The sequence below is a fragment of the Gammaproteobacteria bacterium genome (genome assembly GCA_015709615.1).
Classification (GTDB): Bacteria; Pseudomonadota; Gammaproteobacteria; order Burkholderiales; family Nitrosomonadaceae; genus Nitrosomonas.
Genome location: CP054179.1, coordinates 830,117 through 856,302, shown reverse-complemented (window position 1 = coordinate 856,302; position 26,186 = coordinate 830,117). Strand labels below are relative to the sequence as shown.

The following is a 26,186-nucleotide window of genomic DNA, read 5'->3' as shown; positions in this document are numbered from 1 at the left end:
GACCTCATTCTTCGGGCGACCAAGGCCCGTAACGATTGAGCAGCTTTTGCTCCAGGATAGCTGCCTCATTTCTGTTGGTACGCATTTTGGCATACATCTTGGGGGTCACTGGAAACTCCCCGAGATGATGCTTCAAGTTACCTTCATTCAGAAGACGGAAAAACTCATCCGCGAGGCGCAGGAAACGATCGACGTCCTTGTCTTTCGCAAGGGGCTTGCGGATGTTGTTCACTTGCGTGCGATTGTGCTTGCGGCGGTGATCGTGGACAAACAAGATTCGAGGAACGCGCACCGGGCGGGGGGAAAGATCAAGAAAGTTTCCATCAGGCGCGCGCCAGATGGCGTGAAACTCAGCTTCAATAAACACTTTGGGGCGCTCCCAGATGGCCCATCCCAAAACGGCGGCACCCCCGTGTATAGAAACCTGGCTCTCGACGAGAGAGAAGCACTCATTTTGAGGTGCGCCATAAAGCGGGGAACAAGGAACGTAGAAGGGAGAGGCATCCCCGCCAACCACTTGGCGGGCGAAGGAAATGACGTAGGGCTTGATAAGCTTGGGCGGTCTCATAATGGGGATTAATAAATGAAATGCATCGCTAAAGATTTGCCACCGGCAGATCCAAATTTAGACCCTGCTGAATTACGCAGGGAATTTGACAAGATAGCCAGTGAAAATATGCAATCTGTTGAGCGGCTAATGGCAAGTAAGGGTTTTGTTCAGTTGCGCCATAACCCAATTCCAGTTGATGGATCTGAAGAAGGCATGCCAATTAAGTGGGGCAATAAATCGCATGCTATTCCCATCTTGCCAGACCGGGATGACCGTCCCTCTGAGATTGGCTGAAGCAGCACATGATTGAAGGTAAACAATGACTTTCTCCTGTTCATTTGTCGATTTTCTACCAAATGACGATTCAAGAGGAATGATGATCATGTCTTGGCCTTGCTCGTGTAAATGCGCGATTTTGAAATCAGTCATGGTTTCTCCTTTGTTGGGGATGAGTTGGTCGAGCTCTCATTCTATCAACATTGGGGAAGCCGCCTATCGAAGCGCTGCAGGTGAGCTTCCGGCCAGCACGGCGGGGAATAAATAATTTACAAAAGGAAAAGATTATGGATAACGACGAATTGATGCGAATCAGGGGAGAGCAAGTTACTTTGGAGCGCGAGCGGCGGGAGAAAGTGAGCCAATTCGATACCGAAACAGCCGCGCTGCAAGCGTTTGTCAATGGCCTGCGTTCCCAAAGAACGGCCAATAAAGATTGGCTGTTTGAGGAAACGGCCAGACTGAAACGCATAGCGGAGTTGCAAATGGCAATCGCTGAGCTGGATGAACGCATCGTGCAGTTGAAGCGCGTTTCTGGCATTTAAGGAGAAGCGGAATGGTTGATTATGAAGCAATCGGGCGTTATCACACCGCCCTGAAAGAAGCCCGGGCGCTGGTATCGAAACGCAACATGATTTTGGTGCGCGCCGATGGGGTGCTCAAACATGCTACAGAGCAAAAACCACTCGATGCGCAGTTCATCGGCAGGCGCTGTAATTTCGATGCGCTGCATAACTTGCTGTCCGAGGCCAAAAGCGTCAACGATGAGTTGATGGCGCTGGTGGATGAGGTCAATTCACTGGCGCCGCTGGCAGATGAAGCGGAAGTCAAACTTGCTTGAGGGGATGCCATGACACAAGACGAATATTTCATGCTGCTGGGAAAACACAGGCACGTCATGATTGAATTGGCCAAAGCGTCGCGTGAATCGATGCGTGCTTATGATGATGTGCAGTCATGGGCGAACGGCTTGCTTATCAACAAACTGGATGAGCAATACGCAGCCCGCGGCCATGCGCTGATCGACCGTTTGCTGGGAAGCAAGCAGTTGGAGGCTTACTGGAAAGCGGAAGAAATGCGTTTGCTGGAAGCGTTGGATGGGCAGGTTAATCCGCCGGTTGCTTGATGAATCAATTAAGCAGTGCAGGGTAATTCCATTCCCAGCAGAAAAACAGCAGTCTGCTACTCTACAGCACAATGCATAACGCTATGCATTACCAACAATAAAAGGAGATTGTAAAAATGAGTGAAGATTTTAAATGGACTGATGATGATTCTGTCTGCATTTCAAAGGTTAACGCTGTTGCTGTTTATGTAAATGTTAGAAACGAAGTAGTAATAAGACAGCAGGATGATCTTGGAGATGATGATCAACTGATAATTATCCCATTGGAGCACGTTGATGCATTGATCTTTAAGTTGAAACAGGTTGTTAAAGAACTTAAAGAATCGTTAGAAGAGCCATCTGAATAGGAGCAGTAAAAATGCGCGAATACGGACAAATATCACCTCAGTTCTGGATCGGGGAAACTGGCAAGAAAATTCGTGGAAATGCAGACGCGCAGATTATTGCGCTCTACTTAATGACGAGTCCGCATTCGCACATGACCGGTGTTTTTCATTGCCCTGTTTTGTACATGTCTTATGAGACTGGGATCCCCTTTGAAGGGGCTTCGAAGGAGCTTCGAAGGCTCATAGAAGTGGGTTTTTGCGAGTATGACGAGCCTTCTGAGACTGTTTTTGTAATCAAAATGGCAATGTACCAGATAGGTGAGTCGCTAAAGCAGGGTGATAACCGTATTGCGGGGTTAAAGAAAGAGCTGCAAAAGATGCCTGAAACATCTATGAAACATAGGTTTATAGAAATTTATAACGATGATTTTTGTCTTGGTTTTGATGTGAAAAATACAAGCCCCTCGGAAGCCCCTTCGAAGCCCCTCGGAAGCCAGGAACAGGAACAGGAACAGGAACAGGAACAGGAACAGGAAAAAACACACACCGTGGAGGCAACCGAAAAAAAAGGCAAGCCAACCCCAGCGGCGAGCGTGTGCCTCGAACTCAAAAAAATCGGAATCGTCGATGTAAACCCTTCGCATCCCAAGCTTGGGAGTCTGATCAAAGCCGGTGCGATGCTTGACGAATTCATTTACGCGGCGAGGACGGCGAAGGACAGGGGCAAAGGCTTTGCGTACGTTTTGGGAGTTGTGGAAGGACGGAGGAATGAGGCTGCACAGACAGGCGGATTCGTTGGAAAAAATCAGAGATCACCGCCAAGTCACGGCAAGCAGGCCATGATCGCAGTCATCGGGAATTCGATTTTTGGACATAGGGACAAGGAAAAAGGATATGAACGAGAAGTCGACGGAACAGCGGAATTCTTCGGCAGAGAAGCCGGTTAGGCGGTTGCCGGATTCATGGATTGACCGGATTTTCGAGCGGTTGCATGGGCGTTTCGGCCAACCGTTCGCGGCAAAATGGCAGAGTGGAAGGTTGACTCCGGATGGTGTCGATGAAGGAATTTTGAACGCGAAAAAGGTGTGGGCTGAGCATTTGGTGTGGTACTCGCCGGATGAAATCGCGCAGGGTTTGCAGGCAACGTTCGATTACCCGCCTTCGCTGGATGAGTTCCTCAAGGCGTGCCGGCCTGCGTTGGATTACGAGCGGGCGTATATCGAGGCTGTGGGTCAGATGGTGTTGCGCCGGTCGGGTAATGACCGGTGGAGCAATCCGGCGTTTTTCTGGGCGGCGGTTAAGCTGGGCAGCGATGTGACGAATCAATCTTATTCGTCGATTAAGGGGCTTTGGAAAGCTGCTTTGGATAAAGCGGCTGATGAGGTGAAAGCAGGAATTCTTCCGGCCGAAGTGCCCGCTCGTTTTGCGGCATCTCAAGCGCATGACAGGAAGAGTATCCCGATTGAGGAAGCAAAAAAGCGTTTTGCAGCGATGTATGCAATTCTTGACAAGAAATCGGCTAGAAATCAAGGGGCGATTGTTTGATGGCGCGCGATAAGGTTATGCCGTTGCCCGTCAGGGAGAAATTGACGAAAGATCAAGTGCGGGCGATGTTCCCGGAAGTGACGGCTTTTGCCGATGCGATGCGTAAGGAGTTTGGTGATGGCGTGCGGTTGGTGTATGCGGAGGAAAACGGCCGGTGTATCGGCACGAAGTCGGTTTCCGCTCCTGAGCGGACAGTGAAGGTGAGCGAGATGTGTCTTGATTCGAGCTATTTTTCTGATGCAACAGAGCGGAGCAAGCATCATGGCAAAAAGTAATGCGTTGCGGCAGTTCATGTATCGCGATCCGGCGGAGGTGGTTGAGCGGGTGGAGTTGAATGCGTTGGGGTGCCGGGCTTGCAGTTCTCATCGGGTTGTTTTTGATCGCGTGTTGTGCGGCGATGTCCGGAACGAGACGCAGCAAGCTGGCGTTCCTCGCATCGGTCATCGGTGTAAGTGGTTTGTTGAAATTATCAATCGCTAAGGAGATTGCAGCGTGCCGGAATTACATTTGAATGGCCATATGAATCAGGCTATGTTCAGTTCAACCTCGCAAGCACTGCATTTTGCTTTTATGATCCAGGCGTATGAGGTATCTGTCGAAAACATCATGTCCAAGGCAATCCGCGCCATCATGAAGGAGCTGGGGATATGGAATGAAGGCGAACCTTCAACCGTGGATTTCAGCGGATTGTCTCCCCTGGAAATTCGCGGCCAGTGCGCCATGATCCGCGCAATCGTGCGCGACAGACTGCCCGGTCCGGAAGCGTGGGCGATCCAGGCGCGCTACGGAGTGAATGAAATTACCATGATCGACGGGAAAAAACGCTTCGTTTTCTCGCTCGAGCGTCAAGAAGCAATCATGAACCTGGGCGACTGGATGGCGCCGTCATTCCCAAATTTCAACCCGCTGGCAGTGGATATCCTGATCGCCAAGGCAGTCGGCGCTTTAAACAAAAAACAGTCGAACGGCATTACTTTTCGCGAAATGGCGGAGCAGTTCGGTTTGTCGCATGGTGCTTATCATCACGCGATGAAGCAGGTGGGGGAGAGATTGATAGCACTGGAAGGCCGGGCGATTGATACTCTGATGCCGGAGTTTGAGCGAGATGGGGTGGTTTTATGTGTATCAACATTATGCAATTGACGACCACCATCCGGAGCAGGAATCGACGATGAGTACGGTGCTGGAATGAGTAAAACAATGAGAAACGATGCATCGTCGACCGGATCGTCGGGAAAATTGGGAGGGGCAATCGGAATATTTCATAGAGTAAGTTATTGTGCAAATGATAATCATTTGCATTTGATAATTTTTTCAGGTAAGATGCAATACGCTCATATCCTAAGTATGGCAATACCGCATCAGCCAGCGCGTAGTTATTTGCGTAGTCGGATGGTTGAATTAGCAGTGATTTACTTCCTCACAGCCTGGCTCGCTTTCCTTCTCTTCCTTTGTTTTTGCGAGCTGGGCTACCTACTGGTACTAGCTGTTCTATTACGAACACATGAGCTACATGTAACAAACTTCTCGTTTCTATGGGTGGAACTGATTGAGGGAAATTCTGCGGCCTGGCGGGTCTGGCAGACGCTCGGTTCTACCCACCATCAATTGCGATACATCGCTTTATCCAAGTTGACAAATTCAGCTGCACGGGCTTATCCTCTCTTCACCACGAAAAAAACGTGGTCGGGATTGGCGTCCTGGAAGCGGCGGCGAATGGCCGTCATGTGCAAGCATTGCGGCTTTTTTTGTGCCTGATATACCCGTTTATGGGTGGTCGGGCGGGGAGAGCCGGAAGGCTCACCGGTGCCGCACCGGTACGCCAATCTCCGTTCGGTCGCCCACCCTATTGGCGTAGGGATGAGCATTTAAAAAACCGCTTGCGGAGATATATCATGACAAACACCTCTTTAGTACCGGTATTCACCGGCACAATCAGCAACCATTCAGTTCAACTTTGCAATGCCCGTGACCTACATTATTTCTTGGCAGTAGGTAGAGATTTTTCTCATTGGATAAAAGATCGTATCGAGCAATACGGTTTTATTCCGAATGAAGACTATTCGCTAAATTTGGCGAATAGGTCTGACGGCAAGGCAGGCAAGCGCCGCACTGAATACCACTTGACCTTGGACATGGCCAAAGAACTGGCAATGGTCGAGAACAACGAAAAGGGCCGCCAGATTCGCCGGTATTTCATTTCACTGGAACGCAAAGCCGTCAATACCAGCAAAGCCCTCCCAGCTCCGGAACCCAAACGCTACAACTATCCACGAAAACTACTCGAACAATCCGGCTTCGTCTCAGCCAACGGCAAACACCCTGCCAGACTGAATCTCTCCATGTTGGCCAATACCAAAGCGTTCATTTCCCCATTAATGCACTTGCTCAATGAACTGCGTGCGGACGGCCATGACGTTTCTGCACCCTGGGATGAATTTATCGCTATGCGTGAGGCGATCATCGAAGCGGACAAAGCGTTAGAAAAGATTTACATAGAGGCGCTACAGGTTAACTTCAGATCGGCTAGTACCGCGGGAGGAAAATAAGCAAAATGCTTATATCAATAAGTCTTTTTTATGTGCAGAATGATGATGCCTAAATTTAGAATAGATGAATCTCTTATATTATTAAAATTCTGAATTAGGAGAAATTAATTGAAATTCACGTTCAGATGAATGCATAACAAATAAAGCATTCGATGAGATGTTGCATAATGTAACTTATCAGGAGAAAGCATGAACACACAAACCAAATTACTCGCAACCGCCCTGATTTTTGCTGGGTCAATTTCTACAGCGTCCGCAGCGGCTGTCATAACCAACATTACAGCGAGTGGCCCGGGCTTAGGTTCTTTTAGCTATACCGATGATGGCTCCAGAAATCTGGACCTAATCAAAGTTTTTGATAGTGTGAATCCAATCGTTTTAACGTTTACGGTTGCTCACGATACTGGTCCAGGCAATCCCTACAGCATTACCGAGCATATCACGAATAATACGGGTGTAGATTGGACTGATTTTCATTTCAGCATTACAGAACCAGATCATGGTAGCGGGGTTGTGTTTACCAGTTTTAATAGCTCAACGCTTTCCGGTTTCTCGCTCGATGGATCGAGCGGCCCCAGAAATCTAGACTTCACGGGGTTTTTAACGGTTGGCGGCACAGCGACTGCACTCTTCGATTTGAGTCCGTTCGACCCCGGTGCTGGTGGTACCACTACTTTTACTCTAACACAGGTTCCGACAATACCAGAACCGGAAACTTACGCAATGTTGCTAGCGGGATTAGGTCTGCTAGGATTTTCTGCACGAAGCAGAAAACAGACTGCGGAATAGTTCAGTTCAGACTACCTAAACTGCCCAAGTTTATTGGGCAGTTTTCATTCTGGAATATTATTGCTTGAACTGTTTATACAAACCCTGTATATTTTTCCCATTCTCGAAGTAATTGCGCCCAAGAAGCTCGTAGGTTAAAACCTCCGGGCTTTTTTAATTTATGGAATGGCAACTTTTTCCATAGCTAATGAACAGAAAGCCAGCCGTCACAGGTTGGCTTTTTTATTTCCAGAATCCATATCTCATAAAAGATTTAGGTACTACCCAGCCTTCCTTCCACTCTACGGGCGGCAGACCCGCGGGATTTTTGCAGATTTGGGATTATATAGGGGGTTGCTGTCACCTTTTGTAGTTTAGGAAGTGTAAGTTCTGCGTATTTTTGTAGTTTTTCTGGTTTTTTGTGTTCAACTCTAAGCGGTAACAACCATGGCGACGCAGATTGAGATTGCAAATCATCTCGACATGAGTGTGACGCGCCTGAAAGAGGTACTTCCCAAGTTAAGCATTGCGGAATCTTCCGATATCGATGCCGTGCGGATTGCGTACATCAATCACTTGCGCAATATGGCGGCCGGGCGGGGCGGGGAAAATCATCAAGAGCGCCTGGCGAAAGCGAAATCGAGAGAATCCGAGCTCAAGGGCGACAAGCTGGAAATGGAAATGGCTAGGGATGCCGGTTTACTGGTTCCTGCCGATGAAGTTGAAAAGGAATGGGCATCGCTGATCACAGCCGCACGGGCGGAATTGCTGGCGATGTCGGCGAAATTGAAGGATGACATCAAAGCCCAATTCGACATTGATGTACCGGAAGAATTTATAAAACAATATGTCAATGCAGCGCTTGAGCACCTGGCGGACTCTCACCAGAAAGACGCTGAAGAAGATCTCGAAGCAATCGCGCAATAGTTTCAGACCGCCACCCAAGCTGTCGACCACGGAATGGGCCAGAAAATACCGGGTGCTATCCGCTGAAGAAAGCGCTCGCCCGGGAAAATTCCGCGACGACATGACACCGTGGTTGCCGTATCTTCAAGACGCACTGGACGATCCGGCAGTCTGGAAAGTAGTCTGCATGAAATCCGCGCAAGTTGCGTGGACAACCGCGCTGAATAACTGGATCGGCAAATCGATACACACCGATCCGTCGCCGGTCATTGGTATGTTTGCCAAGACCGACGCAGCCAAGGAATATCGCGAAGAAAAACTGACCCCGATGGTGCGGTCAACTCGGGCGCTGAGCGAACTGCTGGACGTGGACACATCCAGAAAAGCAGGGCACCGCTGGAACTTCCTGCGGTTTCCCGGTGGTTTTCTGAAACTGGTTGGATCGAACAGCCCGACTAACGTCAAATCGACACCATCGCCGCGCGTCTTTGTCGAAGAACCGGACGACGTATCCGAAAACGTCGGCAAGCAAGGTGACTCGATCAAGCTGCTGGAAGAACGCACCAAAACCTACGCGAAACGCAAAGTCGTGTTCGGCGGCACACCCTCGGTCAAGGGACTATCCTCGATCGAAGCGGCCTACGATGTCAGCGACCAGCGCGTATTCGAAGTGCCCTGCCACGATTGCGGCGAATACCATGTCATGGACTGGGAAAACGTCAGATGGGATGTAAAGGAAACCGGGGAACCGCACCCTGTGTACGGCATGAACATGCCGGAAACCGCATTTTATGCCTGCCCGTTTTGCGGCAGCGCCTGGAGCGATAGGCAAAAAAACGCCAATGTAAAAAACCTGCGAGTGGTATCGACCAAGCCGTTTGCCGGAGTCGCCGGTTTTTACATCAACGAACTCTATGCCGCATGGCCGACCAGCAGCTTTACCAGGCTGGTCGAACGTTATCTTGAAGCGGAAGTAGGGCTGGAACGCGGCGACGATACCGACATGATCGTATTCGTCAACTCCGCGCTCGGTAAACCCTACGAATTCAAAGGCGAACAGATCAGCGCGGAAGCACTGCGCGAATATGTTGCCAAATCGGATCATTGCCAGTATCCGGAAATGCTGGTACCCGATCGTGGATTGTTGTTGTCAGCCGGTATCGACGTACAGCACAACCGCCTGTCAATTCTGCTGCGCGCCTGGGGCAGGGAAGAAGAAAGCTGGTTGATCCGCTGGATAGAAATCTACGGCAATCCGATCGACAAGAACGACCCGGTATGGGAAGGCCTGGACAGCATCCTGTTCAAACCAATCCAGCACGCCTGCGGCGCAAAAATCAGGATAACTGCCGCCACCATAGATTGCTCGGACGGCACTACATCGGACGCAGTCTACAACTACGTGCGCAGCCGCCGGGGAAAAATAAGCCATCTGATGGCGGGAAAAGGTTCATCGAACGACTACGGCAACCGCGAAATATTCGCCAAACCGAAGGAAAGCATCGACACCAAAGGCCAAGCGAACACCAAAGCAGCGAAATATGGATTGAGACCATACATCGTCGGCACGCACAAAGCGAAAGATTTGATCCACGCAAGATTGCGGCTGATAGGAACCGGCGCGGGCCGGATGCACATCAGCAAGGACGTGCGCGCGGACTACTTTAACCAGATCACCGCCGAAGTCAAAGCGCCGCACCGCTCGATGCGCGGCAAACGTATCTGGCAGAAAAGAGCCGGTGCGGCCAATGAAGCATTGGATTGCGAAACATACGCACTGCACGCGGCAAGAGCCGCGCGGGTGCACCTGATGAGCGAACAAAACTGGATGAATCTTGAGATCCAGCTCAAGCAAGCGAACCTGTTTGAAACCGAACCGCAAGAAGCGCCGCAAGCGCTAGCGGCCAGCAGCAATAAAATCGCCGACCTGGCCAGAAAACTGAACCCGCAAAACCAAAACTATGACTGATACCGCACAACTTCTTGAAGAAGCAAAAGCCGCATTGCACCAGCTCCAATTGGGCAAGCAAGCGGCGAAGATTGAAGTCATGGGACAACCCGGCAGAAGCGTGACCTACACCCAAGCCGATGTGGACAAACTGACCGCCTACGTGCAAAGACTCGAAACGCAACTGGCCGCGGAAAGCGGCAACACAACGCGCCGCCGCGGCTGCATTACTTTTCAAGGGTAAACGATGAAAGCAGCGCTACCGGTACCGGCACGATTGATCGACGTCAGCGGCAATCCGTTGCGGGCCAGCATGTCATCCGGCGGGCACAACGCCGCCCGGTTCTCCCGTGAACTGGCCAGTTGGACGCCGCAATTGCGCTCGGCGGATGCCGAACTGCTGCCCGATCTCAATACGCTGCAAGCGCGCGTGCACGACATTGCGCGCAACTATGCGCTGGTGTCGGGCGGCATGCAGGTGCAGCTCGACAACATCATCGGCGCCGGGCTCAAACTGGTGGCCCGCCCCGATTACCGCATACTCGGCCTCGATGCCGATTGGGCGGAAGAATGGACACGCAATGTCGAAGCCAAATTCAGAATGTGGGGCGAAGACCCCGATTGCTACTGCGATGCATCCCGGCGGCAAACGTTTTCCGGGCTGATCGGCACCGGTTATAGAAGCTTCATGACCACGGGCGAGATTCTGGCCAGCGTGGAATGGCTGCAACGCCGCCGCGACCGGTTCGCAACGGCCATCCAACTGATCGACCCGGCACGCTTGAGCAATCCGAATCTGCTGCCGGACACCCAGCGGCTACGTGCCGGGGTGCAATTGGACACATTCGGCGCACCGGTTGGCTATCACATTCGCACCGCGTTGCAAAGTGACGTGCGTTTTGGCGCGGATGCGTACACCTGGAAGTTCGTGCCGCGCGAAACCAAATGGGGCAGGCAGCAAATCATTCACATCTTCGATGTCGAACGTCCCGGGCAAACGCGCGGCAAAGCCAGCATCACGGCGGGATTGGTCAAATCCAAAATGCTGGAAAGATTCCAGGACGTGAACCTCGAAGCCGCAATTGTGAATTCGATGTACGCCGCAGTGATTGAATCCGAATTCAATTACACCCAAGTGGCCGAAGCCATGGGCAGCGATGATCCGGCCTCCATTGCCACCAACGTGCTCGGTGCGCAATCCGTGTTTCATGAAAATGCACCGGTTAAGATGAATGGCGTCAGAATTCCTGTGCTGTACCCCGGCGAAAAACTCAACTTCATGCCGTCGAACCACCCCGGCCCGAACTATGGCGAGTTTGAAAAATCAACGCTGCGGCATCTCGCGGCAAACTTAGGCATCAGCTACGAACAACTAGCGCGCGATTACTCGCAAACCAATTATTCCGGCGCACGCGCGGCGATGATCGAAGCGTGGAAGTTTTTCACCTCGCGCCGCAAGCAAATAGCCGGGCGCTTGGCAAGCGCCATTTATGCGCTCTGGCTGGAAGAAGCCATTGACCGCGGCGAAGTGGAAATACCGCCGGGCGCGCCGGACTTCTACGCGGCAAAACCGGCCTGGGCGCGCTGCGACTGGATCGGCCCGGGCCGTGGCCACATCGATCCGCTCAAGGAAGCAAAAGCCGATCAGCTCGAAATGGACATGGGCACGCTCACGCTCGAACAAGCCTGTGCCGAACGCGGTTACGACTGGGAAGAAGTACTCGAACAAAAAGCCCGCGAACAAAAACGCATGAAAGAACTGGGCATCATCCTGAACCCTGCGGCGCAAAACACCGCTGCGGACATGCTGCTAACCGATCAAACCGCTTAGACCAAACACCATGAAATACCCGCACATTGCCGCGAGGCTGTTCAATCAGCCCTTGCTGATCGAGTCTGGAAAACTGTCCACCATCGTGGCGGCGCTCGGGCCGCGTTTCAATGCGGACATCGATTGGGGCATGGCCGATCCGGCCTACGCGCGGCAAACGGTGGTATCGGAAACCGGCTACAAAATCGTTGACGGTGTGGCGGTTATTCCAGTGGTCGGCACCCTAGTGCATCGCGGCTCAACGCCCAATGCAATGAGCGGACTGACTGGCTACGACGCATTATCCAAATGGTTCCAGGCGGCAATGAACGATCCGGCAGTGAACGCCATCCTGCTGGAACTGGATACGCCGGGCGGTGAAGTCGCCGGCGCGTTCGATTTTGCCGATCAAATCCATGCCGCGCGCGGGCAAAAGCCGGTCACCGCGATGGTATCCGACCTGGCCGCCTCAGCCGGATATCTGATCGCCAGCGCCGCCGGTGAAATCGTCACCACGCGCACCGGCAGAACCGGATCGGTCGGCGTGGTTACCGCGCATATCGATTATTCCAAAGCGCTGAACAACGAAGGCGTAGTGGTTACACACATTTATTCCGGCGCGCACAAAGTGGACGGCCACCCGTTCGCGCCGCTACCCGAAGAAGTCAAAGCGCGCTGGCAAGCGGACATTCAAAGCCTGTACCAACTGTTCGTGCAGACCGTGGCGCGCAATCGCGGCATGACGATTGATGCCGTGCAAGCCACTGAAGCGCTGGTGTACATGGGCGATGCCGCCGTATCCATGGGCTTCGCGGACAAAGTGTCCACGCTGGAAGCAACACTGGCGGCAATGCGCACAACGCCTGACCGCAAGGCCGGGCGAGGAATGAAACTATCTAAACCCCCCAAGGAGAGTCGAATGGAAAAAGATGACAAAAACAATCCCATCGCCGGGATTACCGAATCGCAACTGGACAGCGCGGTAGCGCAAGCCAAAACCGAAGAACGCGAACGCATCAAGGCCATTATGAAAGCGGAAGCCGCCACCGGCCGTGCTGAAATGGCCGAACACCTGGCGTTTGAAACCGGCATGACGGCAACTGACGCTATCGCCTTGCTCGGCAAAGCCCCGGTAGTAAAGACCGAAACGCCCAAGACGGAAGCGTCCAGCGCTTTGGCCAAAGCAATGGCCGCGATCGAACAACCTAATATTACCGCAGCTGATGCTGACACCGCGCTAGACCCGGCATCACCGAAGGCGAAAGCGGACGCCATCATTCACGATTTCAAACGCGCCACCGGCAAAAAATAGGAGGACATCATGCCAATAGCAGGAAAAACAACCGAAACGTATACACCGGGTAATTACATTGCCGGTTCTACGCCAGAAATAGCGACGGAATCCGGCACGCTGGTATCCGGCCAGAATTTGGCGGTTCGCGCGGTTTTGGGCCGTATCGATGCCAGTAAGAAACTGACGCTGTGCAATCCTGGAGCGAGCGACGGATCGCAAACCCCGGTCGGGATATTGGTTCATGCAACCGATGCATCATCGGGCGATAAAACCATTCAGTTCTACAAAGCGGGCTGCTTCTTTGCGGATGCATTGGTTTGGCATGCCGGGTTCGATAGCACCGCCAAAAAATTGTCGGCCTTTGATCGCGCGGCTATCTCAATACGTTAATTCTGGAGAAACATAAATGACCGTTACTTACGATACAGACACGCTACTGGGTGTCTTAAACAGCCTGGATTCGGACGATACTTTCCTGTTGGATTTATTTTTTCCGAACGTTGTAACTTTCGATACCTCTTCGATCAGCTTCGATAAGGTTGACGATGATGGCAGATTGGCTCCGTATGTGTCTCCCTTGGTTGCCGGTAAAGTGATGAAATCCAAGGGGCAAGTGCAAAAGAAATTCACTCCGGCATACCTGAAACCAAAAGATGTTGTGGATCCGGAACGCGTACTGATTCGCCGGGCCGGTGAAGAAGTAGGCGGAAGAATGTCGCCGGAACAACGCCGCAATGCAATCGTTGCGGACATTCTGCTTGAGCAACGCCGGAAAATCAGACGGCGCCTGGAACACATGGCGGCACAAGTGCTGCTGCAAGGAAAGATAACCGTTTCCGGTGAAGACTATCCGACCGTTGAAGTCGATTACGAACGTGCTTCAGGCAATACCAGCGCGCTGACACTCGGGGCCCGCTGGGGTGAAGCAACTGCAACCCCGCTTGACGATATTGAAGCTTGGGGTGCGTTGTCAGAAGCACCGATTAATACGCTGGTGATGGACCGTCAGGCATACCGGAATTTTGTAAAAAACGCCGATGTGCAAAAGCTTTTGGACGGCCGCAGGAACTCGCGCAGCGAGTTGGAAACAGGTCCGAACAACGGCCGCTTGTTCAGCTACAAGGGCACGCTTGGCAGCGACATCGAAATCTGGGTTTACAGCGGCTATTACCGTGATGAATCCGGCAACAAGGTCAATTACCTGCCAGCCAACACCGTGATTGCAGGAAGTGCAGCAATTGACGGTGTGCGGGCATTCGGTGCGATCTTGGATCCGATCGCCGGTTACCAGGCGCTGGAAATGTTCCCGAAAAACTGGATCAGCGAAGACCCGGCAGCGGAATTCATCATGACCCAATCCGCGCCGCTGATCATTCCACGCCGTCCTAACGCCAGCATTGCGGTGACTGTTCGTTAGTTTTTCCACTAAGAGGCAATCGATCATGAAAATAATTGCAGCGGTCACCATCATCGGCAAAAACCGCGAATCATTCGCGCCTGGATCAGAACTTGATTTACCGAAGCCTGACGCCGAATCCCTGATTGAACGGGGTTTTGCTACGCTGCCGGAACCGGAGACAACCAAGAGTAAAAAGCAAGATCATGAAGGCGACGATCCGGAATCCGGAGCAAATGAAGATCCTGTCACTTAATCAATGAGCGCCTTTCGTGATCTGATGGCCGAAATGGATTCGGTCATTTTCGAAACGCTGACCGACGACGTGACTATCAACGGTTTGCCGGTTAATGGTATGTTTTCCGCGCCATGGCTTGGGCCACAGATCGGTCACCTGAATACCGGTCTCGTGGAACCGCATGTCGTTGTGAGAAATGCGGATGCAGTGGGTGTTGAAAAGGGCGATCCGGTTACGGCGGAAGGCGGTAATTATGTCGTCGTGCGTATCGAACCGGATGGCTCTGGTGTTACCACGTTGATCTTGAGGCCGGAAGCATGAGCGATAAGATAAAGGTTGAAGTTGACGCCAGCGGAGCTCTTGCTGTGATGCGCGAGCTTTCGCCGGAAATGATGGATCGCGCATGGCGCAGGTCACTGCGCAAAACGGGCGTATGGATCAAAAGCCAAACTGCAAAGGCGGTTTCCAAAGAAACCAAGATTCCACAAAAAGTATTGCGGGCGCGTATCAATTATTACAGCAAATGGGATGGAACCGGTAAGGTATGGCTCGGACTCAACCCGCTGGAAGCACACAAGATTGCGTATGGTCAGGCGCACAATGCCGGTAGGGGCGTGACAGTGGGAAGAAACAGATTCCCCGGTGCATGGATGATGCCGGTGCGTGCAGGCCAAGCCGGTCAGCGCCGCTACACCGGCAAGGAAATTGTCATGCAGCGTATTGGTAAAAGCAGGCTGCCCATTGAAAAAGTGATGTTTGATTGGGAGCAATCAGGCAGGAAATCATTGGAAATCGTTGCTGAAAGAGTAAAAGAACGTTTAATGGTGATCCTCGAGCAAGAAGTTAACTACGAGATTCAGAAAGCCATCGGAAACGCACGCTAAATCATGATCGAGAACCTTGCTCAATTGCACACCGCAATCGTTGCCGGAATGCAATCCAAGCTGACCGGAATATCGACGGTCGATGCTTATCCGGTAATTCAACGCCGAATCAACATTCCGGCGGTGCTGATTGAATTATCCGAAATGGATAACGGAACCGATCCGGGTACCGGTGAAACCGCACTGATTGGTCATTTCCAGGCGCGCGCTGTTGTCGATCCGAATCTGTCCGATGCGTACATGCAAGTGCGCGAGCTGGCTGCACGGATCGCGGTGGCCATTCAGCATGAAACATGGGGCCTGGAAATCGGTGTGTCCAAATTGCTGCAAATTGGCGAAGACGCCTTCAAGCCGGAACTGGACGGGTACTTGGTGTGGATGGTCGAATGGACGCATGAATTCCACCTGGGTGATCCGGTCTGGCCATATCCTGATGAAACAGGATTGACGTTGATGCTCGGGCTTTATCCGGATACCGGCGCAGGTAAGGAAGAGCTTTATTGGGAAGCGGGTACCGATCCGGAAGCGCCATGAACGATTTTCCGCAATCAGAAACCGACCGGCTTGTATCGAGCATGCTGATGTTCGGCACCGTGGAAGCAGTCGATCACGCCAATGCGCGCGTGCGGGTGCGCTCAGGTGACTGGGTTTCAGCCTGGTTGCCATGGAATTCTCTGGCAGCCGGTGAAGTGCGCCACTGGCGCCCGCCTTCCATCGGCGAACAGGTCATCATTCTGTCGCCATCGGGCAGGCCGGAACAAGCAGGTGTAATGCCGGGGTTTTATACCACGCAGCATGCCGCACCGAGCAACGAAGAAAAAACCGTTTTATGGGATCTGCCCGCCGGATTCACTTTCATCATCCGCGTGGGAGCATCCACGTTCACCATGACCAACGAAGGCGTCACCATCGATGCGCCGAGAATCGATTTGAATTAACGGATACGAACGATGCCCGCAGTAACGAGACTTGGCGATATTTGCAGCGGTCACGGCTGCTGGCCGCCGCGGCCAAGTTCTTCAGCAAGTCCGAATGTATTCGTGAACGGCATTCCGGCACACCGGCAAAGTGACGGTTGGCAGACGCACTGCTGTCCATCGATTCCGGAATGTCACGATTCCGTTTTACAGAGCGGCAGCAGTACGGTGTTTTGCAACGGATTGCAGCTCGGGCGAATCGGCGATCCGGTAGCGTGCGGGTCAACCGTGGCAACGGGTAGTAATAATGTTTTTGCAGGATAAATATTCTCGGGAGTTGAAATGGCAAAATCAGACAAAGCCGAAGCTTCGGCAGCACCGGTTGTTTTCAAAGACAAAGCTTTCAAAAGCCGCACCATTGTATTGGATGACGGCCGCTCTTTTGTGGTGGAAAAATCAACGATAGAAGCAACCGATGCGGCATTGATCGTGCATCTGGATAGCCATCCCGATTTTGAGCGTGTCTAAAAATGCAATCGCTAACCGGTGTTAACCGGCAAAGCGGCCGGCCGCTATCGGGTTACGAACATCTCAAGCAATCGATCACCGACATCCTGACCACACCGGTCGGCAGCCGCGTGATGCGCCCGGAATATGGCTCACATCTGCCGCGCATGGTGGATTTGCCGGTGAATAAGGGCTGGATATCCGCCGTGCAGGCGGAAATTGCCCGCTCACTAGGACGCTGGGAGCCACGTTTGAAACTCTCGCGCGTGAATGTCGTGGCGGTGGTGGATGGCCGGGTAGACATGGTGATTTATGGCGAATATCAGGGTGAAAGCGTACTGATTGAGGTGACTGCGTGACAACTATCGATTTAACCAAAATCCCCGCACCGGATGTCGTCGAAGCGCTGGATTTCGAGGAAATTTACCAGGAAGTTCTGACCGGTTTCAAAGCGCTGTACCCGGATTGGACGGCTGCACTTGAATCCGATCCGGTGGTGAAACTGCTGGAACTTTCAGCCTACCGGGAAACTTTGCTGCGGGCGCGCATTAATGACACCGCACGGGCTTGCATGCTGGCGTATGCAACCGGCAGTGACCTGGAAAATATCGCCGCATTGCTGGGCGTGATACGTTTGACCGATGGTGAAGAGCCGGAGCTTGACGACCGGTTGCGCCTGCGGGCGCAAATGGCGCTGGAGGGCGTGACGGTCGCGGGCAGCCACGGCAGTTACGTGTTTCATGCGCTATCCGCGTCCAATCTGGTGAAGGACGTCGCGGTCGATAGCCCGACGCCGGGACAAGTTCGCGTCACGGTTTTGTCTACCGAAGGCGATGGAGAGCCGGATACTGAATTGATCGACACCGTTGATGCTTATTTGTCCGCTGAAACGCGCAGGCCGCTGACCGATGAAGTGACCGTGGAAGCGGCGGAAATCGTGCCGTTTGCGATAACCGCAACGCTGCAAATATATCCCGGCCCGGCCTCCGCGCCGATTCTTGCCGCGGCGCAAGCGGCGGTGCAAGCGTATGTTTTTGAACACGCGAAACTGGGTATGGACGTGACGTTGTCCGGTTTTTATGCGGCATTGCATCAACCTGGTGGTGTCAAAAAGGTCGTGCTTGCCAGTCCGCTGGCGGATGTGGAGATAGGACCGCGCCAAGCATCGCATTGCACCGGCATCGCGCTGACTGCGGAGGTGGTGACCGATGGCTAATTCCCTATTGCCACAAAACCAGACGGCGCTGGAAGCGGCCATCGCGAATGCAACGCAACCCGATTTATCGCCGGATGTGATCGCCAAGCTGTGGGACGCGGAAAACTGCCCGGCCGAATTGCTGCCGTGGCTCGCCTGGGCCTTGTCGGTGGACGATTGGGACGAAACCTGGGACGAAGCCACGCAACGCCGCGTGATTGCCGCCAGTATTGATATTCACCGCAAGAAAGGCACCGTGGGCGCGGTATTGAAAGCGCTCACTAGCCTCGGGCACGAAGGGCGGCTGGTGGAGTGGTGGCAAACCGAACCGCAAGGCACGCCGCACACGTTTCATGCCGAAGTGGACATCAGCAATCGCGGTATCGATGCCGCAGCGATTGCGGCGATCCGGCGGCAAATCGACGCGGCAAAGCCAGTGCGCAGCCATTACGACTTGGAATTGATCGCACGTTCCAATTTGAATGTGCATGCCGCGATCTCGTGTCTGTACGGCCAGATTATAGAAATACAGCCTTACCAGATAACTGAATTGACATCGCCGGATTTAGCGGTGCACTCGGCGATTAGTGTGCATGTCACGCAATCGATAACGATTTACCCGCTCGAATAAGGATTAATCAATGACACAAACATACTACGGCTTCTTGACCGATACTGGTCTAGCCGAATGGGGCAATGCGGAAGTGTCCGGGTTGACGCTGCCGATCACGCACATTGCAATCGGCGATGGCAACGGCTCTGCAGTGACGCCCGCGCAATCGATGACCGCGCTGGTGCATGAGGTACATCGGCTGCCGATCACCAGCATTACCACCGATCCCGAGAACCCCGGTCTGCTCAAGTGCGAATGTGTGTTGATCCCGACGGTCGGCGGTTGGACTATCCGCGAACTGGGATTGATCGGCGGCAACGGCGGCGGCAATAAATTGCTGGGAGTATCCAATTTCCCGGCGACACCGAAACCGGTACTGTCCGAGGGTGTAGGTGCGGATATGATCATCAGCATGTTACTGATCGTCAGCAACACCGCTATCGTGCAACTGATCATGGATCCCGCCGTGGTGGTGGCGACCAATCAGGCCATCGCCAATGCCATGGCGGCGCATGAGGCCAAAGCCAATCCGCACCCGCAATACATCCTGGAATCCAAACGCGCGGCAGCCAATGGTGTGGCATCGCTCGATGGCAGCGGACTGGTGCCGCTGTCGCAACTTCCGTCATCGCTTGCGAGTGATGCTGAAGTATCCGCCGCCATGTCAGCGCATTTGGCCGAAAGCGACCCACATCCGCAATATGCCACCGATGCCGATCTGGTGGCGGTGGTAAATGCCAATAACCGTTTATTTCGTAAAAAAATATGGAGACATAGATGAACGTATCCTCATTGAAAACATCAGCTTCCGGCACGTTGTACACCTGCCCGGCAGGAACCGTTGCCGAAGTGGAGTTGGTAGCGATGGAAGCAGGCAGCGGAACCCTGGATGTGGTCTCAAATGGAATCACAACGTCATGGATGAGTGGGGGTGCAGCTTTATTGAGAACTTCTTTTACGCAAGCGTCAGGTCAAAGTTCAGCCGCATCCGATAACTCTTTTGTAGAAGACACTGGGGGTAGCAATTTTGTTATGCGCCCAAGGTTCGTAAAATTGACGGCGGGAGATACCATTAGCATGGCGGCGGCCAGAAAATGCTCGCTGGTGATCTACGAAGAAACGACGGGAACCCATTAATCATGAAAACGATATTCGATTCAGAAGGTAATTATGTTGCATATGTCGATACTGACAACGAGCGCGTGGAATCCGAAATTCTGGCGCAATACGACAACACGCACCATGTTCATGACGGTCACCTGGATGACCCCGAGCGCTGGCATTGGAACGGCTCGGCGCTAGTGGAAAGGGCGGATTATGCCGCCGTGCTGGCGGCCAGGGCATTCAAGCCGGTAACGGTGATCGATGTGCCCGTGGCAGCCGCTGCGGCATCGACAATTACCGGCTCGATCACGGTGAAGGATGCATCGACGGATGCGATTCTGGATGTGGATCAAATTTATTATGTGCCACTGCTGAATAAAGTCACCAATCAAATGGATCAAATGATTACGGTCACATTGACGGATGGTGTCGGACCGCTCTCGTTTACTGTCACAAATCCCGGCGTTTACGGCATCCGCACCGATATGATTCTGCCAGCACCCACGACGGCAATCACCGGGCAGACGGAAATCGCGATTTATTAAGCGGCCAATCGCACGATTCTTCAATGACCCGCTCCGGCGGGTTTTTTATTTTTAGGAGTCCATTATGTCGTTTTTCCATGGAGTCACTGTTTCTCTGGTCGATACCGGACCGCGCCCGATATCCATCCCTTCCAGTTCGATCATCGGGCTGGTTGGGATTTTTACAACCGGTTCCGGTCTGGCTGCATACAATGAGCCGGTGCTGATTACCAGCTACCGTGAAGCGGTGGCCAAGTTCGGCGCATCCGCTCCGATCACGCGGGCGCTGAAAGGCGTCTTCGATCAATCGTCCGCCGTGGTCGTTGCGGTCGGCGTGCAAGTTGGCGTCGATGATGCTGCCACCATCAGCGCCATTATCGGCGGTGTTACCGTGGGCGGTGCGCGCACCGGACTGCAAGCGCTGCTGGATGGAAAGAGCAAATTCAATGCGCAACCGCGCCTGATTGTGGCACCCGGGCATTCCAGCACGCAAGCGGTAGCAGCTGCAATGGACACGCTGGCGGCGAAACTGCGCGCAATCGCCATCGTGGACGGACCGGATACCACCGATGATGACGCTATCGACTACGCGGAGAATTTCGGCTCCAAGCGTATTTATATGGTTGACCCGGCATTGAAGGTTTGGGACGAAACAACCTCCGCCGAGATCGTCATGCCCGCATCGCCTTATGTCGCCGGACTGTTTGCCAGAACCGACAAGGAATACGGCTTCTGGGCATCGCCGTCGAACAAGGAATTCCTGAATGTGATCGGTACCGCGCGCCCGGTTGAATTTCTGGATGGTGATGAAACCTGCCGGGCGAATCTTTTGAACAATGCGTTTATCACAACGATCATCCGCGATGGCGGCTACCGCCTGTGGGGTAACCGCACATTGTCGACGGACGCCAAGTGGTCGTTCGTCACCCGCGTGCGCACGCTCGATATCGTCATGGATGCGATCCTGTTCGGGCACAAATGGGCGGTTGACCGCTCCATCACCAAAACCTACGTGAAAGACGTGACAGAAGGACTGCAAGCCTTCATGCGCGACCTGAAAGCACTGGGCGCGATCATCAATTTCGAGGTGTACCCGGATCCGGAACTGAACACCGCCAGCCAGCTGGAACAGGGCAAGGTGTACTGGAACATCCGTTTCACCGACGTGCCGCCAGCCGAAAACCCGCAATTCCGCGTGGAAGTGACCAATCAATGGATCACCGAAGTGCTGGATATCAATACATAAGGATTCCGTCATGAAAATAAACGATACCCGCCGCCGCATCTTGCATGCGGTTTATCGCGAAATGCGCGCACATCCGAATGGGTTTGGTTTGCCATTGGCCGGTCTGAGCGGCCATGTTCCGGATGATTACGATTTCGATCTGAATTATCTGTTCGCGCGCGGTTTATTGGTTCGGTGCGACGGCAACCTGAAGCTGACACCCGATGGCATCGACATTATTGAAGAGGAGTAGCAAATGATTCCACAAACACTCGTGAATATGAACCTTTTCGTCGACGGAAAAGGTTTTGCGGGGCAGGTCACGTCAATTACGCTGCCGAAGCTGAAACGCAAGACTGATGAACACCGCGCCGGCGGCATGGACGGACCGGTCAAAATGGGTATGGGCATGGAGGTGATGGAAGCCAGCTTCTCATTGACCGGCATGGCGACCGATGCATTGGTTTTCTTTGGTCTGGCCGACGATACCGCATTCAACGGCAATTTCCGGGGCGCTTTCAAGGATCAAAAGGGTGCTGTGGTACCGGTAATCGCCACCTTCCGCGGCATGCTGGAAGAAATCGACATGGGCGATTGGAAGCCGGGCGATAAAGCGGAAAACAAATACAGCATCGCGCCCAGCTATTACAAGCTGGAAGTCGACGGGCAGGTGATTTATGAGCTGGATTATCTGAACAATGTCCGCGTGATCAACGGCAAGGATGAAGCCGCCGAAGAACGCGCGGCGATTGGCATGTAAAGAGAGGGAAATATGAGCAATGAAGAAAAACAAACAAGCCTGAATCAAATGAATCTGAATGAAATCATCAAACTGAGCTTTCCAATCAATGTCAACGGCGTTACGACAGATCAATTGGTCATGCGCCGTATGTCGACCAAGGATCAGCGTATAGCCTGGAAACTATCGAAAGGAGACAACGCGGAGTTTGAATTTATTTTGCTCTGTAGATTGACCGATTGCGCACCCAATGATTTGGAGGAACTGGATTTTGCGGACTACCGCAAACTTCAGCGTGCATTTCAACGCCTATCTGCGGACCCTTACGATTCAGAAAATACCTAGCCAGCAAGAACTATGGGACGGCATGGCAATGATCGCTCGAACATATCATTTCCAGCCGTCTGAAATCGATGAATTGGAACTGCCCGAATTTATCGAGTGGTTGAAGCGCTGTTGAAATTTTACGGATTGATTGAACATGGCATTCGGTAACAATATCAGCTTAGGAATGATCATCGGCGGCGCCGTTGCAACAAGTTTCAGCAGGGCTATCGGTTCCGCAACATCGAAGATCGGTTATTTCAAGAAACAAGCTGAATCGGCGCGCGGCTTCAAGTCGATGATCGGAGATACGATCCGCCTGCGCGAGGAACTGAATAAGGCTGCCGGTACCGATGCGTTCGCCAAGATCAAGGAAAAGCACGACAAGAGCATTGAAAACCTGAAGAAGCACGGGATCAACGTCAAAGATTTGCAGCATGAATACGCTCAGTTGGGGAAAACGGTCAAAGGCTTGGAGCTGGTGGATGCTGGAAATGCAAAAATCGGCGATGCGATGCAGAACATCAAGCGATCTGGTCAAGCCGTCGCTGGTGTCGTGGCGGCAACCGTGGTTCCCGCGCTGGCTTCGGCGAATTTCGAATCGATAGTGCGCGATATCGCCATCAAAGGCGGCATTGCCCGCACGGTGAAGGAACAGGCGTTATCCGAAGGCATTCTGAAAGATGCGCAGGATAGCGGCATGAATCACAGCGAACTGGCGCAAGCGGTCAATACGCTCGTTGCCGGTGGCATGGCGGTGGAAGAAGCCGCCAGCATGGCCAAAACGATGGCGCAGTTCAGTATCGGTCAGAACGCCCAATCCGAAGACGTTGCGAAGATGATTCTGGCGCTACGCCAGTCTGGAATCAATGAAAAAGTAATGAAAAATGCTCCAGAAATAATGAGAAAAACACTCGGCAGTGTAGCTGTTGCCGGTGATCTGGGCAGCTTCGAATCGAAAGACATGGCTAAGCATTTTGCCAGCCTGATGCCACAAATGACGATGTTCGGTTTCTCGGGTGAGCGTGGCGCGGCGGAGCTGGCCAATATGCTGCAAACGCAAATGAAAGCGGCAGGCAGCACCGATGAAGCGGTGAATAACCTGGCCAATTTGTTCAGCAAGATCACATCCGAAGACACTATATCCAAGTTCGAGAAAAAAGGCTTCAGCCTGCAAAACTCGATGGAGCTGGCGATTTCGCAAGGACTCGATCCGGTCACGGCATTTTTGAAACTGGTTCAAAAAATGTCGAGCCAATCCGATCCGGCGAAAGCGGCGAAAATGGCCGATCTGCAAAAGCAGATCGCCGATGCGCAAGACCCGGCTGCTGCGCAAAAAATGCTCGATGGCTATCTTGAAATGGCCGGTTTGTCGGAATTCATCTCCGACCGGCAGGCGAAGCAAGCCGCTTTGGCGGTGCTGCAAAACCAGAAACTGCATGAAAGCAATTTGAGCATGATCCAGGCGGCTGACGGCGAAGCCAAGATCGAAGAGGATTTAGCCCACCGCCGAGCAGCATCGGCGCGGAAGTGGAGTGAAGCGGGCAATGCATTCAACCGGGTAATGATCCGCGTGGGTGATGCGCTATCGCCGGTTACCGATTGGTTTGCCGATCAAATCATACGCATCGGCGGTGCGATTGAAGCGCTTGCCAAGGAATCACCGCAAGCCGTGCAAGCCCTGACCTTTGCGGCTGCGGCATTTGCGGCGATTGGTGCCGTGGTTGGCGTTGTCAAGTTGTTATGGGGTGGTCTCAAGATTTTGCAAGGCTTGCTGACGCTGGTTGGTGGCGGAAAGATTCCCGGCGGTATCGGTGAGAAACTTAATTTGCCAGGTGCGGCAGCAGGCTCTACAGGATTTAAATCGGTTTTATCAGGTATCGGAGGAATCGGCGGTAGTATCGCGGGTGCCAAGATTGGTGCTATGACCGGCTTGGCTGCGGGCCCAATCGGCTCCGCGGTGCTTGCCACTATTGGCGGTGTGCTTGGTGGGTTGGGGACTGATTTTTTAGCAAATAAAATTTTTTCTGGATCAGGCGACAAGAGCATTCTTCCCGAAGGAAAAACTGCTTCAGAACCTGCAACCGCGCCAGCAACGCAAAATAACACTTTCTCGCCGACGATCCAGGTAACGGTGCAAGGCGATGCCAAAGACCCGAACCAGATGGCGAATGAGATTGTGCGTAAATTGCAGCACGAGTTTGAACAGGTGCAGGCGAGGAAAGCCAACGGCGCGATGTTCGATTCCGCGTACGCGCAATAGGGCGGAGCATGTTCTTTAATCAGTTGATCGATACGGCGGCAAGCCGCTGCAGCGTAGCCTGCGAGCAAACCCGGAGGATGCAGGGCATGGTTACGCGCAGTGCCGCCGCGGGCAATATTGCTGCGCAGAAGCTGATTTTGCTGATCGATTCGCTTAGCCGTATTGAAAATGCCGGTACCGTCAACATGCAGGCCGCAGGCCAAGCGCTGGCGCAGGCAAACAGTCTGCTGACAAGCGGCGTGCTGGGAGCCGATGCCGCCGCAGCGGCGCGCGGGCTTAACAGCATTGCAAGCAGCATCCGCCTGATGACAACGCTTGGCAACCGCATTTTGCTCGGCGTGACCGGAATTTCCGGCGGCGATCCTTCGAGCGCCATCAATGGCGTTGGCGGCTCGATCAATAACGCCGTGCTGACAACCGGCGGGATATTCGACAGCGTGCAACTGGCTTTCAACGCGGCATTCAATCCTGGATCGCCCAGCTTGGAAAATATCGAACTTACCGCGCTATCCCCCAGCGATTTATTAAGCGGATTCCGTGGCGGATTGCCGGATGCCGGGGCGTCGCACGCGCATTTGCTGGTGCTGACGTCGCAAACCGGCGAGAGCTATTACTTTAATCTGTCGACCGCCGGGTATGACACTTTGCGGCGGCAAACGCATTATAACGTTGCCGCGCAAAGCCGCCTGACCCGCAGCGATGCGCTGCAAGCGGTATCCAGGGGCGGGGAGACCATTACCATCAGTGGTGCGATTTTTACCAAGAAATCCGGCGCCGGCCAGTTGGACAGGCTGCGCGGCATAGGTTATGCGATGACGCCGCTCAACCTGACTACAGGTTATGGCGAAACGCTGGGGCAATGGTATCTGACGCGCATCGAAGAAGAACAAAGCGGACTGTTTGCCGACGGCATGCCGCGCAAGCAGCAATTCACCCTGGAATTCCAGCGCTATGGCGAAGACTATCAGAACATCTGACGGCGACCGGTTGGATACGCTGTGCTATCGCTATTACGGCAACCTGAACGGCACGGTGGAAGCGGTGATCGACGCCAATCCCGGTTTGGCCAAATTAGGGCAACCGTTCGCTTCCGGGATTTTGATCACGCTGCCGGATTTCCCGGTGAAAGTGAATAAGCCTGTGCAGTTGTGGAGCTGAT

At 53.1% G+C, this 26,186-nt stretch carries 42 protein-coding genes; 40 read left to right on the top strand and 2 right to left on the bottom strand.

What is annotated here, in order from left to right; translation table 11 throughout:
- Positions 1-4 precede the first annotated feature (4 nt).
- Entirely contained in the window at positions 5-568 is a 564-nt protein-coding gene (locus HRU77_04250; protein ID QOJ19974.1) for a hypothetical protein, read from the bottom strand.
- Positions 569-583: 15 nt separating this feature from the next.
- Between HRU77_04250 and HRU77_04245 the strand changes: the two genes are divergently transcribed.
- From HRU77_04245 to HRU77_04200, 10 genes are all read left to right on the top strand, one after another.
- On the top strand, positions 584-844 hold the full coding sequence (locus tag HRU77_04245; protein QOJ19973.1) for a hypothetical protein: 261 nt from the start codon (positions 584-586) through the stop codon (positions 842-844).
- Positions 845-1,113: 269 nt separating this feature from the next.
- The gene (locus HRU77_04240; GenBank protein ID QOJ19972.1) at positions 1,114-1,371 is read left to right on the top strand and encodes a hypothetical protein; all 258 of its coding nucleotides are present in this window, start codon (positions 1,114-1,116) and stop codon (positions 1,369-1,371) included.
- A gap of 11 nt (positions 1,372-1,382) precedes the next feature.
- On the top strand, positions 1,383-1,667 hold the full coding sequence (locus HRU77_04235; protein QOJ19971.1) for a hypothetical protein: 285 nt from the start codon (positions 1,383-1,385) through the stop codon (positions 1,665-1,667).
- A 9-nt stretch (positions 1,668-1,676) separates the two neighbouring features.
- The gene (locus HRU77_04230; protein ID QOJ19970.1) at positions 1,677-1,952 is read left to right on the top strand and encodes a hypothetical protein; all 276 of its coding nucleotides are present in this window, start codon (positions 1,677-1,679) and stop codon (positions 1,950-1,952) included.
- A 116-nt stretch (positions 1,953-2,068) separates the two neighbouring features.
- Complete coding sequence (locus HRU77_04225; protein ID QOJ19969.1) at positions 2,069-2,299, top strand: hypothetical protein; 231 nt, start codon at positions 2,069-2,071, stop codon at positions 2,297-2,299.
- An 11-nt stretch (positions 2,300-2,310) separates the two neighbouring features.
- Complete coding sequence (locus HRU77_04220; protein QOJ19968.1) at positions 2,311-3,225, top strand: hypothetical protein; 915 nt, start codon at positions 2,311-2,313, stop codon at positions 3,223-3,225.
- The gene (locus HRU77_04215) at positions 3,173-3,823 is read left to right on the top strand and encodes a hypothetical protein (GenBank protein QOJ19967.1); all 651 of its coding nucleotides are present in this window, start codon (positions 3,173-3,175) and stop codon (positions 3,821-3,823) included. Before HRU77_04220 ends, HRU77_04215 begins: the two co-directional genes overlap by 53 nt.
- The gene (locus tag HRU77_04210; protein ID QOJ19966.1) at positions 3,823-4,098 is read left to right on the top strand and encodes a hypothetical protein; all 276 of its coding nucleotides are present in this window, start codon (positions 3,823-3,825) and stop codon (positions 4,096-4,098) included. The genes HRU77_04215 and HRU77_04210 overlap by 1 nt, the downstream gene beginning before the upstream one ends.
- The gene (locus HRU77_04205) at positions 4,085-4,303 is read left to right on the top strand and encodes a hypothetical protein (GenBank protein ID QOJ19965.1); all 219 of its coding nucleotides are present in this window, start codon (positions 4,085-4,087) and stop codon (positions 4,301-4,303) included. The genes HRU77_04210 and HRU77_04205 overlap by 14 nt, the downstream gene beginning before the upstream one ends.
- Positions 4,304-4,315: 12 nt before the next feature.
- Complete coding sequence (locus tag HRU77_04200) at positions 4,316-4,966, top strand: hypothetical protein (protein QOJ19964.1); 651 nt, start codon at positions 4,316-4,318, stop codon at positions 4,964-4,966.
- A gap of 512 nt (positions 4,967-5,478) precedes the next feature.
- On the opposite strand, the gene HRU77_04195 is transcribed toward HRU77_04200, so the two are convergent.
- Positions 5,479-5,691, bottom strand: a complete 213-nt coding sequence (locus HRU77_04195) for a hypothetical protein (protein ID QOJ19963.1) — start codon at positions 5,689-5,691, stop codon at positions 5,479-5,481.
- A gap of 27 nt (positions 5,692-5,718) precedes the next feature.
- On the opposite strand from HRU77_04195, the gene HRU77_04190 reads away from it, so the two are divergent.
- The 30 genes from HRU77_04190 (at position 5,719) to HRU77_04045 (ending at position 26,185) form a co-directional block, all read left to right on the top strand.
- Positions 5,719-6,372, top strand: coding sequence for an antA/AntB antirepressor family protein (locus tag HRU77_04190; GenBank protein ID QOJ19962.1), 654 nt, complete (start codon positions 5,719-5,721; stop codon positions 6,370-6,372).
- Between the two features lie 189 nt (positions 6,373-6,561).
- Positions 6,562-7,161: a PEP-CTERM sorting domain-containing protein gene (locus tag HRU77_04185; GenBank protein ID QOJ19961.1), complete on the top strand. Its 600-nt coding sequence runs from the start codon at positions 6,562-6,564 to the stop codon at positions 7,159-7,161.
- 426 nt (positions 7,162-7,587) lie between these two features.
- The gene (locus HRU77_04180; GenBank protein QOJ19960.1) at positions 7,588-8,067 is read left to right on the top strand and encodes a hypothetical protein; all 480 of its coding nucleotides are present in this window, start codon (positions 7,588-7,590) and stop codon (positions 8,065-8,067) included.
- Positions 7,994-10,015: a phage terminase large subunit family protein gene (locus HRU77_04175; protein ID QOJ19959.1), complete on the top strand. Its 2,022-nt coding sequence runs from the start codon at positions 7,994-7,996 to the stop codon at positions 10,013-10,015. Before HRU77_04180 ends, HRU77_04175 begins: the two co-directional genes overlap by 74 nt.
- Positions 10,008-10,238 (top strand): hypothetical protein, encoded by a 231-nt coding sequence (locus tag HRU77_04170; protein ID QOJ19958.1) that lies wholly within the window; start codon positions 10,008-10,010, stop codon positions 10,236-10,238. Before HRU77_04175 ends, HRU77_04170 begins: the two co-directional genes overlap by 8 nt.
- 3 nt (positions 10,239-10,241) lie before the next feature.
- On the top strand, positions 10,242-11,825 hold the full coding sequence (locus tag HRU77_04165) for a phage portal protein (protein QOJ19957.1): 1,584 nt from the start codon (positions 10,242-10,244) through the stop codon (positions 11,823-11,825).
- Positions 11,826-11,835: 10 nt separating this feature from the next.
- Positions 11,836-13,116, top strand: coding sequence for a S49 family peptidase (locus HRU77_04160; protein ID QOJ19956.1), 1,281 nt, complete (start codon positions 11,836-11,838; stop codon positions 13,114-13,116).
- A 9-nt stretch (positions 13,117-13,125) separates the two neighbouring features.
- Positions 13,126-13,488 (top strand): head decoration protein, encoded by a 363-nt coding sequence (locus HRU77_04155; protein ID QOJ19955.1) that lies wholly within the window; start codon positions 13,126-13,128, stop codon positions 13,486-13,488.
- 16 nt (positions 13,489-13,504) lie between these two features.
- Positions 13,505-14,515: a major capsid protein gene (locus tag HRU77_04150; GenBank protein QOJ19954.1), complete on the top strand. Its 1,011-nt coding sequence runs from the start codon at positions 13,505-13,507 to the stop codon at positions 14,513-14,515.
- 25 nt (positions 14,516-14,540) lie between these two features.
- Positions 14,541-14,750 (top strand): hypothetical protein, encoded by a 210-nt coding sequence (locus HRU77_04145; GenBank protein ID QOJ19953.1) that lies wholly within the window; start codon positions 14,541-14,543, stop codon positions 14,748-14,750.
- Between the two features lie 3 nt (positions 14,751-14,753).
- Positions 14,754-15,053 (top strand): hypothetical protein, encoded by a 300-nt coding sequence (locus HRU77_04140; protein ID QOJ19952.1) that lies wholly within the window; start codon positions 14,754-14,756, stop codon positions 15,051-15,053.
- Positions 15,050-15,616 carry a phage tail protein gene (locus HRU77_04135; GenBank protein ID QOJ19951.1) on the top strand — a complete coding sequence of 189 codons (567 nt, stop codon included), beginning with the start codon at positions 15,050-15,052 and terminating at the stop codon, positions 15,614-15,616. The genes HRU77_04140 and HRU77_04135 overlap by 4 nt, the downstream gene beginning before the upstream one ends.
- Before the next feature lie 3 nt (positions 15,617-15,619).
- Positions 15,620-16,150, top strand: coding sequence for a hypothetical protein (locus tag HRU77_04130; protein ID QOJ19950.1), 531 nt, complete (start codon positions 15,620-15,622; stop codon positions 16,148-16,150).
- Entirely contained in the window at positions 16,147-16,554 is a 408-nt protein-coding gene (locus HRU77_04125) for a phage baseplate assembly protein V (protein ID QOJ19949.1), read from the top strand. The genes HRU77_04130 and HRU77_04125 overlap by 4 nt, the downstream gene beginning before the upstream one ends.
- Positions 16,555-16,566: 12 nt before the next feature.
- On the top strand, positions 16,567-16,857 hold the full coding sequence (locus HRU77_04120) for a PAAR domain-containing protein (GenBank protein QOJ19948.1): 291 nt from the start codon (positions 16,567-16,569) through the stop codon (positions 16,855-16,857).
- 18 nt (positions 16,858-16,875) lie between these two features.
- On the top strand, positions 16,876-17,061 hold the full coding sequence (locus tag HRU77_04115) for a hypothetical protein (GenBank protein ID QOJ19947.1): 186 nt from the start codon (positions 16,876-16,878) through the stop codon (positions 17,059-17,061).
- A gap of 2 nt (positions 17,062-17,063) precedes the next feature.
- Positions 17,064-17,399 carry a GPW/gp25 family protein gene (locus HRU77_04110; protein QOJ19946.1) on the top strand — a complete coding sequence of 112 codons (336 nt, stop codon included), beginning with the start codon at positions 17,064-17,066 and terminating at the stop codon, positions 17,397-17,399.
- Complete coding sequence (locus HRU77_04105) at positions 17,396-18,256, top strand: baseplate J/gp47 family protein (GenBank protein QOJ19945.1); 861 nt, start codon at positions 17,396-17,398, stop codon at positions 18,254-18,256. Before HRU77_04110 ends, HRU77_04105 begins: the two co-directional genes overlap by 4 nt.
- Positions 18,249-18,866: a phage tail protein I gene (locus HRU77_04100; protein ID QOJ19944.1), complete on the top strand. Its 618-nt coding sequence runs from the start codon at positions 18,249-18,251 to the stop codon at positions 18,864-18,866. Before HRU77_04105 ends, HRU77_04100 begins: the two co-directional genes overlap by 8 nt.
- A 10-nt stretch (positions 18,867-18,876) precedes the next feature.
- Positions 18,877-19,629, top strand: a complete 753-nt coding sequence (locus HRU77_04095) for a phage tail protein (protein QOJ19943.1) — start codon at positions 18,877-18,879, stop codon at positions 19,627-19,629.
- A complete protein-coding gene (locus HRU77_04090; protein QOJ19942.1) occupies positions 19,626-19,985 on the top strand; it encodes a hypothetical protein in 360 nt (119 codons plus the stop codon). Before HRU77_04095 ends, HRU77_04090 begins: the two co-directional genes overlap by 4 nt.
- Before the next feature lie 2 nt (positions 19,986-19,987).
- Positions 19,988-20,497, top strand: coding sequence for a hypothetical protein (locus HRU77_04085; GenBank protein ID QOJ19941.1), 510 nt, complete (start codon positions 19,988-19,990; stop codon positions 20,495-20,497).
- Positions 20,498-20,561: 64 nt separating this feature from the next.
- Positions 20,562-21,722, top strand: a complete 1,161-nt coding sequence (locus HRU77_04080; GenBank protein QOJ19940.1) for a phage tail sheath family protein — start codon at positions 20,562-20,564, stop codon at positions 21,720-21,722.
- Between the two features lie 10 nt (positions 21,723-21,732).
- Positions 21,733-21,954, top strand: a complete 222-nt coding sequence (locus HRU77_04075; protein ID QOJ19939.1) for a hypothetical protein — start codon at positions 21,733-21,735, stop codon at positions 21,952-21,954.
- A gap of 3 nt (positions 21,955-21,957) precedes the next feature.
- Complete coding sequence (locus tag HRU77_04070) at positions 21,958-22,461, top strand: phage major tail tube protein (protein ID QOJ19938.1); 504 nt, start codon at positions 21,958-21,960, stop codon at positions 22,459-22,461.
- 12 nt (positions 22,462-22,473) lie between these two features.
- Positions 22,474-22,785, top strand: coding sequence for a phage tail assembly protein (locus HRU77_04065; GenBank protein QOJ19937.1), 312 nt, complete (start codon positions 22,474-22,476; stop codon positions 22,783-22,785).
- Between the two features lie 22 nt (positions 22,786-22,807).
- Entirely contained in the window at positions 22,808-22,900 is a 93-nt protein-coding gene (locus tag HRU77_04060; protein ID QOJ19936.1) for a GpE family phage tail protein, read from the top strand.
- 21 nt (positions 22,901-22,921) lie between these two features.
- Positions 22,922-25,027: a phage tail tape measure protein gene (locus tag HRU77_04055; GenBank protein QOJ19935.1), complete on the top strand. Its 2,106-nt coding sequence runs from the start codon at positions 22,922-22,924 to the stop codon at positions 25,025-25,027.
- Between the two features lie 185 nt (positions 25,028-25,212).
- Complete coding sequence (locus HRU77_04050) at positions 25,213-26,004, top strand: phage tail protein (GenBank protein QOJ22057.1); 792 nt, start codon at positions 25,213-25,215, stop codon at positions 26,002-26,004.
- The gene (locus HRU77_04045; GenBank protein QOJ19934.1) at positions 25,979-26,185 is read left to right on the top strand and encodes a tail protein X; all 207 of its coding nucleotides are present in this window, start codon (positions 25,979-25,981) and stop codon (positions 26,183-26,185) included. The genes HRU77_04050 and HRU77_04045 overlap by 26 nt, the downstream gene beginning before the upstream one ends.
- The last annotated feature ends 1 nt before the right edge of the window (position 26,186 follow it).